This window comes from Hydrogenophaga sp., assembly GCF_019264445.1.
GTDB lineage: Bacteria > Pseudomonadota > Gammaproteobacteria > Burkholderiales > Burkholderiaceae_C > Hydrogenophaga.
In genome coordinates, this window is record NZ_JAHVAB010000084.1 from 41,739 (window position 1) to 57,017 (window position 15,279).

Genomic DNA, 15,279 nt, shown 5'->3' on the forward strand with positions numbered 1-15,279 from the left:
CAATCCGCACCTGGGCCTCACTGAGTGCCACAGAAAAATTGCTACGCAGGCAGCGACGTCTTCTGGACCCAGTGCCCGCCGAGCAGCAGTTCGTGTGGCGCGAAGCCGGCCTTGTAGTTCATCTTGCTGCTCTGACCAATCCAGTAGCCCAGGTACACATGGGGCAAATCCAGTGACCGTGCCTGATCGATTTGCCACAACACGCTGTATGTGCCGTAGCTGGCCTTGTCGTCTGGCTCATAGAAGGTGTACACGGCCGACAGGCCATCGTTCAGCACATCGACGATCGACACCATCTTGAGTGTTGAAGGACCCCCATCAACGGACGGCTCATGGAACTCCACCAAGCGCGAATTCACCCGGCTCTGCAGCAGGAACTGCGTGTACTGATCAATGCTGTCGTGGTCCATGCCGCCGCCAGCGTGGCGGCTGTTCTGATACCGAAGATAGAGTTGGTAGTGTTCCGGGATGAAGCACAGCTTCAGAACCCGTGTGGTGAGGTTCTCGTGGAGTTTCCTCGCGCGCCGCTGACTGCGAGTGGGCGTGAACGTGGCCACAGGCACGCGAAGAGGTATGCAGGCTTGGCAGCCATCGCAATAGGGGCGGTAAGTGAACATCCCGCTGCGACGAAAACCGTGGGTGACCAGGTCGGAGTAGGCGTCGTTGTGGATCAGATGGCTGGGCGTGGCGACTTGCGAACGCGCCTGCCGATCTGGCAGGTAGCTACAGGGGTAGGGCGCAGTGGCGTAAAACTGCAGCGCCTGGAGCGGGAGTTCTTTGAGAAGGGTCACGCGCGAGGACCGTCGTCAGAGAGGATGTGCTGCCAGTATACGGGTTGAAACTCCCACTCAGGCCTAGCGTGCATGACCGCGAGACCGACGTGCTGGCAGAACTCTGCGCGTGGCATGAGCTGACCTCCCAGTGAGGCCAGGTGCGCCGTGTTCTGCTGGCAATCGATCAACGGCACTTCGTGTGCGCGGCAAAAGGCAATCAAGGCGCTGAGAGCTATCTTGGATGCATCGCTCTGGCGGCTGAACATGGACTCGCCGAACACCATCGAACCCAGGTTGATGCAATACAGCCCACCAACCAGCTCACCGTCGATCCAGGTCTCGACGCTGTGGGCCAGTCCGGCGGCGTGCAGCCTCACATACGCCTCTTCCATGGCGGGCAGGATCCAGGTCCCGAGCTGTCCATCGCGCTTCGTGTGGGCGCAGGCTTTGATGACCCGTTCGAAGTCGTGATCCATGCGGATGTCAAGGCGTTGCTCTCGCAGCAATCGCAGAATGGTTTTGCGCAGCGAACGGTGCAGTCGGAAATTCGAAGTCTCAAGCACCATGCGGGGGTCGGTGCTCCACCACAGAATGGGTTGACCGGCGCTGTACCAAGGGAAAATGCCGCGCGCGTAGGCGGCTGTCAATGTGGGCACGTCGAGTACACCACCCGCCGCAAGAAGGCCGGGCGCCGGGTCTGCCGGACCCCAGGCATGTTCTACGGGGGGAAATGCCTGCCCCGGTTCGAGCCAGGGCAACGCTCGGTGCGGTGGAGTGTGTGACATGCCCGCTATTGTGCGCGGCCGTTGAACATTTCAGTAGGCTGTGCGCGATGTGCGCCGAACCACCCACCAGGCGACGGCCCCCATGGCTATGCCGATGCCGTCCGCGGCGAGATCCCACCACTCGCCATATCGCCACCCCGTGGCGGCCTGTGCCAGTTCAATGGCGCCTCCGTAGGCAAGCAGATACGCGCACTTTCTGATGGGGTCGCGGGGGTAGGCCAGCAGGGCGAAAAAGGCCAGGCACCCAAAGCCGACAGCGTGCTGGGCCTTGTCCCAGATATTGAAGCTTTGAGCGGGCAGCAGTGCCACAGGGAGAAGCGACCCCACCGTGATCGCAACAAGACAAAGCCAGAAGAACGCCTTGACAAGGATGCTGCTGCGCATGGAGTGCTCGCTGAAACGACAAAGGCCTTCAGATGAAGGCCTTTGTGATGTGTGTTGGGTGGCTCCCCGACCTGGACTCGAACCAGGGACCTGCGGATTAACAGTCCGTCGCTCTACCGACTGAGCTATCAGGGAACAGCCTCGAATTATAGCTTCGTTTTTCTGCTTTTTAGACGGTGCTGAAGTTTTGCAGGAATTTTGTCTGGCGCGCTTCTTCGCGCGCAGGCCCGGTCAGTCGGGCGATGGAGGCGACACGCCCAATGCCTTGTGCAGCCGAGGGCTTGTCGTGGTGTATTGAAGCATCACGTTTTTGCCCGGAAAGATGATGGGTGCTGCGCCGAAGGCGGCGAGCGCACACTCATGAAAACCGGACAGGATGAGCTTCTTTTTGCCCGGGTAGGTGTTGATGTCGCCCACGGCGAAGATGCCAGGTACGTTCGTCGAGAACTTCTCTGTGTCAACGAGCAGTTGCTTTCGCTCGATGTCCAGGCCCCAGTCGGCGATGGGGCCGAGTCTGGGAGAGAGCCCAAAAAACACGAGCAGCACATCAGCTGGCACCAGCCGCTTTTCTTCATCGGGGCTTGTCACTTCAACCGCAGACAGGCGCTCACCAGTCTCTTCAAAGTCCGTGACCTGACCGACGAGAAACGCCATCTCACCGCGTTCGCACAAGGCCTTTACCTTGCTCACTGTGGCGGGTGCTGCTTGAAAACTGTCGCGCCGGTGGATCAGTGTGACGCTCAGCGCTCGGTGTGTCTCGTGCTCCACAAAATACAGTGCCCAGTCCAGCGCTGAATCGCCACCGCCCACGATGACCACGCGCTTGCCCGCAAAACGACTGGGTGCCGCGACGCGGTAGAACAGCTGCGTGTTGTCGAACTTCTCCAGGCCACCCAGCTTCAACGGACGGGGTTGAAACGCCCCCACTCCTGCGGCAATGAAGATGGTCTTGGTCAGAAACCGCGTGCCCTTCGACGTGACGACGTGAAAGCGGTCATCCGCTTCCTGCCGCACCTGGACGACTTCCTGCTCCAGGTGGAAGTGGGCGCCGAACGGTCGGATCTGCTCCAGCAGCCGCTCGGTGAGCTCGCGACCCGTGCACACGGGCAGACCCGGGATGTCGTAGATGGGCTTGTCGGGATAGAGCTCGACAGGCTGGCCGCCTGCGTAGGGCAGGGCATCTATCACGTGTGCCCGTATGTCGAGCAAACCCAGCTCAAACACCTGGAACAGACCCACGGGGCCGGCGCCGATGACCACGGCATCGGTCTCGATGAGCGTCCCCGTCAAGGTCTCGATCGACTCATCCCGCACGGCGCTTGGGCCTTGTTCCGGCATCAACAGCGGAGGTCAGCGCACCAGCTCTGGCAGCTTGCCCGTGCGATCTTTCCAGTCGTCTGCGTCGTCCAGCGGGGCCTTGCGCTTGGTGATGCTTTTCCAGCCGGGCAGCTTTGCCAGATCGGCATTGAGCTGGATCATGTGCTGCTGGTCTTTGGGGAGGTCTTCCTCCGCGTAGATGGCGCTGACCGGACATTCGGGAATGCAGACCGCGCAGTCGATGCATTCGTCGGGGTCAATCGTGAGGAAGTTGGGGCCTTCGCGGAAGCAGTCCACAGGGCAGACGTCCACACAATCGGTGTATTTGCAGCGGATACAGGCTTCGGTGACAACGTGGGTCATGGTGGTGATGGAATCGCGATGGAACCCCGGATTTTAGGCCGTCCCTGAACCCGGGGCGCTGACATGCCCTTGAGCAGGGCAGTCGATAGGGAATGGACGGTTTCAGTGCACCAGCAGGGCGCCAGAGGTGCGGTGGCTCGCGGTGTCCACCAGAACCAAAGACCCCAGCGTGCGTGAGCGGGCAAACGGCAGCGTCACCAACGGTTCCTGCAACGACAGCTCGATGTGGCCGATCGCATTGGGTTCGAGCTGCGTGGCGTCTTCTTCGGCCAGGGTGTGAATGTCCAGGCGGTGCACGATGCGCTTGACCTTGGCCTTGACCCAGCGGTGACCGTGCAAGGCCCAGTACACGCGGCCGGGCGCCAGCGTTTCGTCATCCAGCCATGCGATCGTTGCGCGAATCTCGCGGCTGCCGGTGAGTGTGGCGGGTGCATCGTTCTCTTCTACGGCGAGCAGCCAGTCGCCGCGCGACACGTCGACTTCACGGTCCAGCACGATGCCGGCGCTGTGGCCCGCCAGCACCGCCTGCGGGTGGCGCACATGGTTGAGCACTTGTGCGACCACTGCGGTTTGCCCGTTGGGCATGATGCGCACCGGCTGCCCTGGTTGCACGCCGCCCGTGGCGACGCGACCCCAGAACACGCGCCGCCCTTGCGACGTGTCGGCCGAGCTGCTGAACTTCTCGACCCACTGCACGGCAAACGCGAAAGGCAGCGTGCTGTCCGCCGGTGTGACCGGCAGGCTTTCGAGGATCTTCAGCAGGGTGGGGCCGCTGTAGCCGCACCAGTGGGCCTCTTCGCTGGTGTCCACCACATTCCAGCCTTTCAGCGCGGAAACGGGAACAACGGCGGTCACCGGGATGCCTGCCTGCTCTGCAAACGTGCGAAGCGCGTTTTCGATGTGCAGGAATGCCTTGGTGCTGTCTTCAACCGCATCGAGTTTGTTGACGGCGAACACCACGGAAGGCACGCGAAGCAGCTTCAACAACAGGCTGTGTCGTCGCGTTTGCGGCAGGAGCGCAAGGCCGGCATCGGTCCACGCGAGCTTTGTCGCATCGACGAGCACGACAGCTGCGTCGGCGCTGGAGGCCGCGGTGACCATGTTGCGCGTGTATTGCTCGTGACCGGGCGCATCTCCGATGATGAACTTGCGCGCTTCGGTGCTGAAGTACCGGTAGGCCACATCGATGGTGATGCCTTGCTCGCGTTCGGCCGAGAGGCCGTCGGTGAGCAGGGCGAGATCGGTCTGACCATGGCGCTGCACGCCAGCCAGGTGGTCTTGCAGCACCGCCTTGCTGTCGACCAGCAGCCGGCCAATCAGTGTGCTCTTGCCATCGTCCACGCTGCCGCACGTGATGAGGCGCAGCGCTGAACGCGTATCGACGGGCCCGTTGGCAACGGTTGGGGTGGGGGTGGGGGTCGTGATCATGTCGGCATCCGGTATGTGAAGCGGCTCAGAAGTAGCCGTCTTTCTTGCGTTTTTCCATCGAGGCGTCGGACGTCTTGTCGTCCATGCGGGTCGCGCCGCGCTCGCTGACCTCGGCGGCCAGGGTCTCGATCACGATGTCGTCTGCGGTGGCCGCCAGGCTTTCGACCGGGCAGGTGCAAGTGATGTCACCCACGGTTCGAAAACGCACGTCGCGCAGTTGCACTTGTTCGCCATCGCGCGGCGGGGTGAGTTCGGTCACGGGGACCAGCAGGCCGCGGCGATCCACCACTTCGCGCTGGTGGGTGTAGTAGATCGACGGCAGGGCAATGTTTTCGCGTGCGATGTATTGCCACACGTCGAGCTCGGTCCAGTTGCTGATGGGGAACACGCGGAAGTGCTCGCCCATGTGCAGGCGGGTGTTGAACAGCGTCCAGAGTTCGGGGCGTTGGGCCTTGGGTTGCCATTGGCCGAAACTGTCGCGATGGCTGAAGATGCGCTCCTTGGCGCGCGCCTTCTCTTCGTCACGCCGCGCGCCACCGATGAGGGCATCGAAACGGAATTCCTCGATGGCTTCGAGCAGGGTCACGGACTGGTGCACGTTGCGGCTCTCACCGGGGTGCGCCAGGCGAACGGTGCCGCGCGCCATCGAGTCCTCGACACTGCGCACGATCAGCTCTGCGCCCAGCTCCTTGGCGCGCAGGTCCCGGAAGTCCGTCACCTCCGGAAAGTTGTGCCCGGTGTCAATCATCAGTAGCGGGTAGGGGATGCGCCCGGCGCCAAAGGCTTTCTCGGCGCACTTGAGCATGACGAGCGAGTCTTTGCCACCCGAGAAAAGCAGGGCGGGGCGTTCGAACGCAGCGGCAACTTCACGCAGGATGAAAATGGTCTCTTCTTCCAGGGCGTCCAGGTGGGCATTGCTCAGCTGGTGGTCGTTGGCGTGTTGCAGGGCTGCCTGGATCACGGCGGATTCGGTGCGGGCGTTCATGCTGGGGTCCGTTCGATGGTCGATACGAGGGGTTCGGTGGCAGGCTGCACATGCAGCCCGCATTCCTTGGCGCTTTCCTGTTCCCACCACCACCGGCCAGCGCGAAAGTCTTCGCCGACGCTGATGGCGCGCGTGCAGGGTGCGCAGCCGATGCTGGGGAAAAACTGGTCGTGGAGCGCGTTGTAGTCCAGCTGATGCGTGGCAATGAAGTGCCAGACATCGCCCCACGTCCATTCAACGATGGGACTGACCTTGATGCGATCGGGCTCCTGCACGATCTCGCCGACCTCGGCGCGCGCGTTGGATTGCTCGCGCCGCAAACCGGTGATCCAGCCCTGGTGGCCCGCCAGCGCACGGGCGAGCGGCTCCATCTTGCGGATGTCGCAGCAGGCCTTGCGCAGCTCGATGCTCTGGTACATGGCTTCTTCGCCGTTTTTGCGCACGAATTGGATGACCGACTCCTGACGGGGCCGAAACACCTGCACGCTCATGCCGTAGCGCTGTTCGATCTTCGGAATCAGGGCAAGGGTTTCTGCGTGCAGCTTGCCGGTCTCCAGCACGAACACGCTGGCCTGGATGCCCGCCAGGTGCATGAGGTGGGTGACCACCATGTCTTCCGCGCCGAGGCTGGAGGCTTGTGTCAGCTTCGGGTGGCTGGCGGCCGTTTCTTGCAGGAGCGCGATGCTGCGCTCGACTTTCGCCGTGAAGTCGGCGGAAGGGCGGTTGTAGAGGGCGATGGCGGTCATGGCGGTGTGGCGCTCAGGCGGTGGCGGCGAAATGCGGCGCTGTGCGCACGGCATCGCCCTGGTAGAAGGCCGGATAGTGATCGAGCAGCGACTGGCCATGCTCGAGGTTCTGGTCGGCGCGCAGCACGGCCTGGCTGAAGCCGCTGCGCTGCATCTGCAGCAGCTGATCGATCAGCACGTCGCCCGTGGCCCGGATCTGCCCTGAAAACCCCAGGCGGCGGCGCAGCAGGAAAGCCTGGCTGAACGCCCGGCCGTCGCTGAATTTGGGGAAGTGGAGCTCGATCACCTGAATGCCGCCAAGATCGGCATCCCGTGGGTCGGCGTCGTTGGTGATGGACAGGCGCTGCGCCTCGGCCTCGGTGGCCACGAAGGTGTCGGCTTTGAAGAGTTCCAGTTTCTGGGTCATGGGTCGGTCCTCAGGCCGTGGCTCGGGCCGTGCTGGTGCGCACCGCGTTCGCGGCGAGCTTGAAGGGGTCGGCGCCCGTGCGGCGCAGGGTGGCCACAAAGGTTTCGGTGCCGTGGCGTTGCGTGCGGTAGGTGTCGAGCAGGGCCTCGATCACGTCGGGCACTTCGCTCGCAGCGAACGAAGGGCCGATCACCTTGCCTGGCGTGGCTTCGCCGGACAGACGCGTGCCGTCCGAGCCGCCCAGCGTGACCTGGTACCACTCCTGGCCGTCCTTGTCGACGCCCAGGATGCCGATGTGGCCGCTGTGGTGGTGGCCGCAGGAGTTGATGCAGCCACTGATGTGCAGATCGATCTCGCCGAGGTCATGCAACTCGTCGAGGTCTTTGTAGCGGCCCAGAATGGCTTGGGCCAGCGGCAGCGACCGCGCGTTGGCGAGATCGCAGAAATCGCCGCCGGGGCAGGCAATCATGTCGGTGAGCAAGCCGATGTTGGGCTTGGCCAGACCCAGACGACGCGCCTCACGCCAGAGCTCGGGCAGCGCATCGCAACGCACCCATGGCAGCAGCAGGTTTTGCTCGTGCGTCACGCGGGCTTCACCAGCAGAGAAACGCTCGGCCAGATCGGCCGCACGCTCCAGTTGCTCGGCGGTGGCGTCTCCCGGCGCTTGACCAAAGCGCTTGAACGACAGCGTGACCGCGCGCAAATCGGGGTTCTGGTGGGGCTTGACGTTCTGCTGCAGCCAGCGGCTGAACTCCACATCGTCTTCTGCGGCAGCCTTGAGGATGTGGGCAATCTTGGCGTCGGCGCTCTTGCGGTCGCACTGCAGGGCGGGCGGCACGAAGAAGGCGCTCACCCGGTCCAGTTCGGCCTGGCTGATGGTGTGAGGCGCGCCATCGCGCTCGATGATGTCGCGGTACTCGGCTTCCACCTGATCGATGTACGCCTGACCCTCGGCCTTCACGAGGATCTTGATGCGGGCCTTGTAGATGTTGTCACGGCGGCCGAATCGGTTGTAGGCGCGCACCACCGCTTCGAGGTAGTTCAGGATCTGGTTCCACGGCAGGAACTCGCGAATCACGGAACCGATGATGGGTGTGCGGCCCATGCCGCCACCCACGCGCACCTGGAAGCCCAGTTCGCCGTCCACGTTGCGCAGCAGGCGAAGGCCGACGTCGTGCCAGGGCGTGGCAGCGCGGTCTTCACGCGCTCCGGTGATCGCGACCTTGAACTTGCGCGGCAGGAAGGCGAACTCGGGATGCAGCGTGCTCCACTGGCGCAGGATTTCCGCGAATGGCCGCGGGTCCGCCACTTCGTCTACCGCGATGCCGGCCAGTGCGTCCGTGGTGATGTTGCGGATGCAGTTGCCGCTGGTCTGGATGCCATGCATGCCCACGCTGGCCAGCAGGTCCATGACGTCGGCCGAGCGGGCCAGCGGGATCCAGTTGTATTGCACGTTCTGCCGCGTGGTGAAGTGGCCGCAGCGATCGGGCAAGGTGGGCACTTCAGACAGGCCCGCGTTGGCTTTGGAGACGTCGTGGTCTTCCTTGTGGTCAAACTCCCGCGCAATGCGGGCCAGCACGCGCAGCTGCGGGCTGGAAATCTCACCGTAGGGCACGGCCACGCGCAGCATGGGTGCAAAGCGCTGCACGTACCAGCCGTTCTGCAGGCGCAATGGCTTGAACTCGTCTTCTTTCAGCGAGCCTGCCTGCCAGCGGGTGAGCTGGTCACGGAACTGGTTGGCGCGCAATTGCACGAACTGGCGGTCAAATTCGGTGTATTGGTACATCGTCGTCGTGGGTCTACGGAAATCAGAGGGCGATCAATTTGAGGCCGGCGTAGGCCAGCAACACGGAAAGGGCGGAGCGAACCACGCGCTCTGGCGTGTGGCGCATGAGACGCGTGCCGAGCCAGATGCCCGGCAGCGAGCCGGCGAGCAGCTTGGCCAGCAGCGGCCAGTCCACCGAGCCCAGGCTTGCGTGGCCCAAGCCCGCCACCAGCGTGAGCGGCACGGCATAAGCGATATCAGCAGCCACGATGCGCGGCAGCGGCAGCAGAGGGAACAGCAGCAGCAGCACCGACACGCCGATGGCGCCCGCGCCCACCGACGTGAGCGTGACCAGCGTGCCGATCAGCGCGCCAAACAGCACGGGCAGGCTCCAGTGGCGCGCACGTGTGGCCCGCTGCAACGCCGCGCTGTCGGCCACATGGCGTGTCATCTGCTTGCCACGCGCTGCCTTGTAGAGCATGGCTGCTGCGGTGAGCAAGAGCGCCACACCCAGTGTGTTCGTCATCAGCGATTGCACAGTCGCACTCGCCGGGCCGAGCTGGCGGAGCACCCACAGCGTTGCCACGGCGGCGGGCAGGCTGCCCGCGCTGAGCTGACCCACGACCCGCCACGGCACCAGCTTCTGCCTCGCCAGGCTGACCGTGCCACCCATTTTGGTGAAGGCGGCAAAGAGCAGGTCCGTGCCAACGGCCAGGTAGGGTTTGACGCCGAAGAAGAAGATCAGGATGGGCGTCATGAGCGAGCCGCCACCCACACCGGTGAGACCCACGATGAGTCCCACAGCGAATCCGGCCAGGATGATGGCGATGTCAGGCATGGCCGAGACTGTAGAGATGCATCGATATATCCCAAACGATTTTTTGCTCATGGGGATATATCCAGGCGGCATATGCAAATGCGCGATGTGCCGAATCGCACGCCTGCCGCCCGCTTGTCATGCTTTTGCCGCCGGGTATCGGTCTGACGGGCTTACCATCCGCGCATGCAAAAGCAGCGCATCCTTGTCAGTGTGGTCGGGTTTTCCGACGTGGAGCGCCATGCGTTGAACACCGTTTTCCGGTTGTCCCAGGAGCGAGAACTTTCGTATGCACCCTGGGTGCCCATGGCCGCTCCCGGAACGGTCATTCCTTCCGGCGTGGCACAGGTGGCGCTGGTGGATGGCGAAAGCCTGGAGGCTGTGCTGTCCCATGCGAAGGAAATGCCCGCCGGCCAGCGCCTTATCTGGGTGGGTCCGGACGCGCCGGAGCACGCCTGGCGCGTGTTGTCACGCCCCATCGAGTGGGCCGCTGTGTTGCACGACCTCGACCTGGTATTTGCTGCGCGCCAGATCGATTCAGGTCTGCTGGATCTGGATGTGACGGCGCCGGCCCCGCTGGATCTAGACCTCGATATGGACATGGGTGAGTCCGGCGACCTGGTCCGGCGCGCATTGGTGGTCGGTGCCGAAGACCAGGAGGGCACCTACTTGCGCTCGCGCCTGGCCTTGGTGGGCGTGGGGCACACGGACGAAGTGGTCGACACGCAGGGAGCGCTCGAACTCATGGAGCGAAACCGTTACGTTTGCGGCGTTTTCAATCTGGACGATCACCGCGTCGACGTCTGGTCTCTGATGCGCCATTTTGTGAGCCGCAATCCGCAGGCCCTCACGTTGGCGACGACGGAGCTCGCGGGACCGCTGGCAGGCTGGTGGCGCCGCCGCCGGGTGCGCCGCGATGTCCACCGCGTCGGTATCACGGCCCTGCTGGAGCGGCCTTTCCAGCCGCGGCAGGTGTCCCAGTGGCTGGACCTTATTTAACTGGACGGCTGGCGTCGGGCCTGTTTCCAGGCGAAGCGCGCCGGGTCGAGCGCCCGCAGCAGTTCTTCATCTTCCTCTAAGGCCTTCTCGCGGTCCATCATGGCGGCGAGGCGGCTGGCGCACCAGGCCGCGAGCGTGATGCCGCGCGATCCCAGGGCGCTCAGCATGTAGAGCCCAGGCTGGCGCGGCACGTCGGAGATGGGCACCTGACCTCGCCGGTTCCCGGCGGTGGCCATGCGGGCGTACAAGGCGTCGACATCGGGCAGGCCGCCCACCAGCGGCAAGCGGTCAAGAGACGCACACCGCACCTGCGCCCAGCCCTGCAGCATGCCCTGGCGCAGGTCGTCGCGAAGGCGCTTCGCAGCAGTGGGGCAGAGCGCGTCCAGGTGGGTCGCGTTGTGCTCGTGGGCTGTCAAGGTCAGGTCGCTGGTGTTCACGCCGCGTTCATAGGTCGAGCCCATGGCCCACATGCGCGCCGGCCACTCGGGAGGCAATCCCGTGTCCTCATACAGGGGGATGTAGACCCCGTTGTCTCGTTGTGGCCGCTCGGCCAGGGGCGTGGTGCTCTGCGCGCCCAGGCTCATCTGGCCTTTGACGGGGCGCAAAGGCAGGGCATCGGCAGGCATCAGCGCGGACCCTCTGGTCAGCAGCTCGTGGCTGCCGAAGGCTGCCGTGACCACCACCGCATCGGCCCCGGCCACGAGATCACCCACGGCGTTGAACGCTTGCCACCCGGCGGACGTGGGCAACAGTTGTTGCACGCCGGTGTGCCAGTGGGTGGTGAGCATGCCCAGGCTATCGGCTTCGGCCAGCCAAGCTTCCACGAGTGCGCGCGGGCGCACCATGGCCGCTGGCCAGCGGCCGGGGTCGTGCCCGCGGTTGTCGACCTCGCAAATCTGCCAGCCTTGCCCCTGGGGAACCCCCCGTTCCAGCTCCGCGCGCGTCGCCGCCACGCCCCGTTCGCTGAGGCGTGAGAGCGGTGTGGGTGCGCGTGTGATGTGGGGGCTGAGCATCCCGACGGGCAGAGCCGACGCCCCCTGTGCCGGGCCATCGGCGGCGTCCACCAGCGTGATCTTCCACCCACGTCGCGCCAGGGCGGCGCACACGGCGGCACCCGCCAGGCCGGCACCGATCACCAGGGCGTGACGAGACGGGATGGGGGACACGGGGATTGGCGCGGCAGCCTGACCGCGCCAGGGATTCATTGGCCCGGCGTGGGGGGCACGTAGCCGGCAGCCGCGTCAGCGCCTTCGCCAAAAAAGTGCTTCTCCATCTGACGCGCCAGATACTGGCGAGCGCGCGCATCGGCCAGATTCAGGCGGTTTTCATTCAGGAGCATGGTCTGGTGCTTGAGCCAGGCCGCCCAGGCTTCCTTGCTCACGCTCTCGTACAAGCGTTTGCCCATCTCGCCCGGATAAGGGGGGAAGTCCAGGCCTTCGGCTTCCTTGCCAAGCTTGATGCAGTGAACGGTGCGTGCCATGGTGATCCTCGGATGGGTTAGATGGATTGGTTATATCGAACGGAAGAAATTATTCGTTCCCGGCCCAGCCGATCGTCGGCATGATGCGGGGCTCTTCGTTCTGCGGCGCAGTTCGCCGGCGGTGGGTGCGGGGCTTTCGGCGCCCGGAAAGCCCGCCACTGTAGCAAGGTTTCGGAGCCCGCCATGCCGGTAGGGCCTGCCGTTCACCCCGCCAGCCGCCGGGCTCGAGGCGACTTTTTACAATACCGGGGTTCGACCCCATCAGGATTTCTCATGAGTGCATTTCTGGAAGAGCGCGTGCTCAGCGTTCATCACTGGACCGACCGGCTGTTCAGCTTCACCACCACGCGCGACACGGCGCTGCGTTTCTCCAATGGGCACTTCACCATGATCGGCCTGCGCGTGGACGGCAAACCCCTGCTGCGCGCTTACAGCATCGTGAGCCCGAACTACGCTGACCATCTGGAGTTTTTGAGCATCAAGGTGCAGGACGGCCCGCTGACCTCGCGCCTTCAGCACATCCAGGTGGGCGACACGGTGATCGTCGGCCGCAAGCCGACCGGTACTTTGCTGGTCGACTACTTGCTGCCGGGCAAGCGCCTGTACCTGCTGGGCACGGGCACCGGGCTGGCGCCTTTCCTCAGCATCGTGCGTGACCCCGAAACCTATGAGCGCTTTGAGCAGGTCATCGTGGTGCACGGGGTGCGCCAGGTGAACGAGCTGGCCTACCGCGACCTGCTCTCGAACGACCTCGTCAAGGACGAGATCCTGGGTGAGCTGGTGCAGGGCAAGCTGCTCTACTACCCCACCGTGACGCGCGAACCCTTTGTGCACCAGGGCCGCATTCCCCAGCTGTTGGGCGAAGGCGTGATTGCCAAAGACCTGGGCCTGCCTGCTTTCAACGCCGCCGAAGACCGCGTGATGATCTGCGGCAGCCCCGAAATGTTGCGCGACCTCAAGGCACTTTGCGAGAAGACCGGCCTGAAGGAAGGCAACACGACCACCCCGGGCGATTTCGTGATCGAACGCGCCTTCGTGAGCTGAGGCGGGGGAACTTGCGGCAGAGAGCTTGGCTCTCTGCCTCGTGCCGCGCGTGAAGCGCGGCCTCTCCATTTTCAGGATCTCCTTTGAACGCCTCCGTCTCTTCCGGCCTTTTCTCGCTGCTGGGTCAGCAGCCCCGCCGCATTCTCGGCCTCGTGGCCGCCGCCTGTGTGGCGATGCTGGCATTCGGGCTGTACCTCCAGCATGTCGTGGGTCTGGAGCCGTGCCCTATGTGCATCGTGCAGCGCTATGCACTGGTGGCGGTGGCGGTGATCGCCGGCATCGCTGCCTTGTTGCGCCGCCCGGTGGCTCGCCATACCGGGGTGGTACTGATGGGTGGGTTTGCGGCGTTTGGTGCCTTTGTGGCCGCGCGCCAGAGTTGGCTCCAGTGGAACCCGCCCGAGATCATGACCTGCGGGCGCGATTTTTTCGGAATGATCGAGGCCTTTCCCCTGCGCCGCGCCATCCCGATGATCTTTCGGGGCTCGGGTGACTGTTCGGTGATCGACTGGACCTTTCTGGGTCTGTCGATTGCCAACTGGTCTTTCCTGTGCTTCTCGGCCATCGCCCTGCTGGCCGTGGCCTTGTGGGTCAAACGCCCCGCTGCCTGACCGGGTGCAGGCCCTCGCGGGCCGTCAGTTGAGCTTTTTCACCAGCACCTGGCTCTTGCGGTCCCAGTTGTACTTGCGCTTGCGCGCTTCAGGCAGCCAGTCGGCGCTGACCTGCACAAACCCCCGCTTGATGAACCAGTGCATGGTGCGTGTGGTGAGCACGAAGATGCTTTGCAGCCCCTGCGCCTTGGCACGGGCCTCGATGCGCTTGAGCAGCCGTTCACCATCGCCCTGGCTCTGCGTGTCGGGCGATACGGTAAGTGCGGCCATCTCGCCGGTGCGAGCTTCGGGGTAGGGATAGAGCGCCGCGCAGCCGAAGATCACGCCGTCGTGTTCGATGATGGTGTAGTAGCCCGCGTCGCGCTCGATCTCGGTGCGGCTGCGCTTGACCAGCGTGCCGTCTTTCTCGAACGGTTCGATGAGCGCCACGATGCCGCTCACGTCGTCCATGGTGGCCTCGCGCACGCTCTCCAGTTTTTCGTCCACCACCATGGTGCCGATGCCGTCGTGGGTGTAGATCTCCAACAGCAGTGCGCCGTCCACCGCGAACGGCAGGATGTGGCTGCGTTCCACGCCACCTTCGCAGGCGCGAATGCAGTGCTGCAGGTAGAAGGCGGTGTCGGTGGGCTGCGTGGGTGCCGGCAGGGCGGCCAGCATTTTCTTCGCGTCGGCCAGTGGCAGTTCGGTGTCGATGTCGCTGTCGGGGTCCTGGTGATCGACACGGATGCCGGGCACCTCGGTGAGGAACATCAGTTTGTCGGCCTGCAACGCGACCGCCACCGAGGTGGCCACGTCTTCCATGGTGAGGTTGAACGCTTCGCCGGTGGGTGAAAAGCCGAAAGGCGAGAGCAGCACCATGGCGCCCATGTCCAGCGTGCGCTGAATGCCTTCGGTGTCAACCTTGCGCACCAGGCCCGAGTGCTGGAAGTCCACGCCATCCATCAGGCCCACAGGGCGCGCGGTGATGAAGTTGCCCGAGATCACCCGTACCGTAGCGCCCGCCATGGGGGTGTTGGGCAGGCCCTGGCTGAAGGCGGCTTCAATTTCATAGCGCAGCTGGCCCGCTGCTTCCTGCGCGCAATCGAGCGCCACGGGGTCGGTGATGCGCATGCCGTGCGAGTACCTGGCTTCGTGGCCCTTGAGGCGCAGTTGTTCATTCACCTGCGGACGAAAGCCGTGCACCAGCACAATTTCCACGCCCATGCTCTGGATCAGCGCCAGGTCTTGCGCGAGCTTCTCCAGCTTGCCGGCCGCGATGGCCTCGCCGGCGATGCCCACGACCAGCGTGTTGCCACGGTGTTTGTGGATATAGGGCGCGACCGAACGGAACCAGGGGACGAAGGTGAAGTTGAAGACGGTGGACATGAGGCGGGTGGCAG

17 protein-coding genes and 1 tRNA gene are annotated in these 15,279 nt (G+C 64.2%); 3 read left to right on the top strand and 15 right to left on the bottom strand.

The annotated features are described in order from the left end of the window. Window positions 1-41: 41 nt before the first annotated feature. From KXJ60_RS19920 to KXJ60_RS19975, 12 genes are all read right to left on the bottom strand, one after another. Window positions 42-791, bottom strand: coding sequence for an arginyltransferase (locus KXJ60_RS19920; RefSeq protein WP_291131816.1), 750 nt, complete (start codon window positions 789-791; stop codon window positions 42-44). Beyond that, window positions 788-1,558, bottom strand: coding sequence for a leucyl/phenylalanyl-tRNA--protein transferase (gene aat / locus KXJ60_RS19925; protein WP_291131817.1), 771 nt, complete (start codon window positions 1,556-1,558; stop codon window positions 788-790). Before aat ends, KXJ60_RS19920 begins: the two co-directional genes overlap by 4 nt. A gap of 30 nt (window positions 1,559-1,588) precedes the next feature. Then, window positions 1,589-1,942 carry a VanZ family protein gene (locus KXJ60_RS19930; protein WP_291131819.1) on the bottom strand — a complete coding sequence of 118 codons (354 nt, stop codon included), beginning with the start codon at window positions 1,940-1,942 and terminating at the stop codon, window positions 1,589-1,591. 59 nt (window positions 1,943-2,001) lie between these two features. Continuing rightward, window positions 2,002-2,077: transfer RNA gene (locus KXJ60_RS19935), tRNA-Asn, on the bottom strand. A 96-nt stretch (window positions 2,078-2,173) separates the two neighbouring features. Then, window positions 2,174-3,232, bottom strand: coding sequence for an NAD(P)/FAD-dependent oxidoreductase (locus KXJ60_RS19940; RefSeq protein ID WP_291131821.1), 1,059 nt, complete (start codon window positions 3,230-3,232; stop codon window positions 2,174-2,176). Between the two features lie 60 nt (window positions 3,233-3,292). Then, window positions 3,293-3,622 (bottom strand): ferredoxin FdxA, encoded by a 330-nt coding sequence (fdxA, locus tag KXJ60_RS19945; protein WP_291131822.1) that lies wholly within the window; start codon window positions 3,620-3,622, stop codon window positions 3,293-3,295. Between the two features lie 102 nt (window positions 3,623-3,724). Beyond that, window positions 3,725-5,050, bottom strand: a complete 1,326-nt coding sequence (locus KXJ60_RS19950; protein ID WP_291131824.1) for a GTP-binding protein — start codon at window positions 5,048-5,050, stop codon at window positions 3,725-3,727. A 25-nt stretch (window positions 5,051-5,075) separates the two neighbouring features. Beyond that, window positions 5,076-6,035, bottom strand: a complete 960-nt coding sequence (gene cysD, locus KXJ60_RS19955; protein WP_291131825.1) for a sulfate adenylyltransferase subunit CysD — start codon at window positions 6,033-6,035, stop codon at window positions 5,076-5,078. Then, window positions 6,032-6,781: a phosphoadenylyl-sulfate reductase gene (locus tag KXJ60_RS19960; RefSeq protein ID WP_291131827.1), complete on the bottom strand. Its 750-nt coding sequence runs from the start codon at window positions 6,779-6,781 to the stop codon at window positions 6,032-6,034. Before KXJ60_RS19960 ends, cysD begins: the two co-directional genes overlap by 4 nt. A 13-nt stretch (window positions 6,782-6,794) precedes the next feature. Continuing rightward, window positions 6,795-7,187 carry a DUF934 domain-containing protein gene (locus KXJ60_RS19965; protein ID WP_291131829.1) on the bottom strand — a complete coding sequence of 131 codons (393 nt, stop codon included), beginning with the start codon at window positions 7,185-7,187 and terminating at the stop codon, window positions 6,795-6,797. 10 nt (window positions 7,188-7,197) lie between these two features. Then, entirely contained in the window at window positions 7,198-8,973 is a 1,776-nt protein-coding gene (locus tag KXJ60_RS19970; protein ID WP_291131831.1) for a nitrite/sulfite reductase, read from the bottom strand. A gap of 22 nt (window positions 8,974-8,995) precedes the next feature. Beyond that, on the bottom strand, window positions 8,996-9,790 hold the full coding sequence (locus KXJ60_RS19975; protein ID WP_291131833.1) for a sulfite exporter TauE/SafE family protein: 795 nt from the start codon (window positions 9,788-9,790) through the stop codon (window positions 8,996-8,998). Between the two features lie 165 nt (window positions 9,791-9,955). Between KXJ60_RS19975 and KXJ60_RS19980 the strand changes: the two genes are divergently transcribed. Further along, window positions 9,956-10,768 carry a hypothetical protein gene (locus tag KXJ60_RS19980; protein ID WP_291131835.1) on the top strand — a complete coding sequence of 271 codons (813 nt, stop codon included), beginning with the start codon at window positions 9,956-9,958 and terminating at the stop codon, window positions 10,766-10,768. Here the strand turns inward: KXJ60_RS19980 and KXJ60_RS19985 are convergent. Together KXJ60_RS19985 and KXJ60_RS19990 are read right to left on the bottom strand one after the other, a co-directional pair. Next, window positions 10,765-11,934 carry an FAD-dependent oxidoreductase gene (locus tag KXJ60_RS19985; protein ID WP_291131837.1) on the bottom strand — a complete coding sequence of 390 codons (1,170 nt, stop codon included), beginning with the start codon at window positions 11,932-11,934 and terminating at the stop codon, window positions 10,765-10,767. The two genes, KXJ60_RS19980 and KXJ60_RS19985, sit on opposite strands and share 4 nt — an antisense overlap. Before the next feature lie 35 nt (window positions 11,935-11,969). After that, entirely contained in the window at window positions 11,970-12,248 is a 279-nt protein-coding gene (locus tag KXJ60_RS19990) for an oxidative damage protection protein (RefSeq protein WP_291131839.1), read from the bottom strand. A gap of 273 nt (window positions 12,249-12,521) precedes the next feature. Between KXJ60_RS19990 and KXJ60_RS19995 the strand changes: the two genes are divergently transcribed. Together KXJ60_RS19995 and KXJ60_RS20000 are read left to right on the top strand one after the other, a co-directional pair. Then, on the top strand, window positions 12,522-13,292 hold the full coding sequence (locus KXJ60_RS19995) for a ferredoxin--NADP reductase (protein WP_291131841.1): 771 nt from the start codon (window positions 12,522-12,524) through the stop codon (window positions 13,290-13,292). A 116-nt stretch (window positions 13,293-13,408) separates the two neighbouring features. Next, entirely contained in the window at window positions 13,409-13,900 is a 492-nt protein-coding gene (locus KXJ60_RS20000; RefSeq protein WP_291131965.1) for a disulfide bond formation protein B, read from the top strand. 24 nt (window positions 13,901-13,924) lie between these two features. Here KXJ60_RS20000 and argA read toward each other — a convergent pair whose 3' ends face one another. After that, window positions 13,925-15,265: an amino-acid N-acetyltransferase gene (gene argA, locus KXJ60_RS20005; RefSeq protein ID WP_291131843.1), complete on the bottom strand. Its 1,341-nt coding sequence runs from the start codon at window positions 15,263-15,265 to the stop codon at window positions 13,925-13,927. Window positions 15,266-15,279 lie beyond the last annotated feature (14 nt).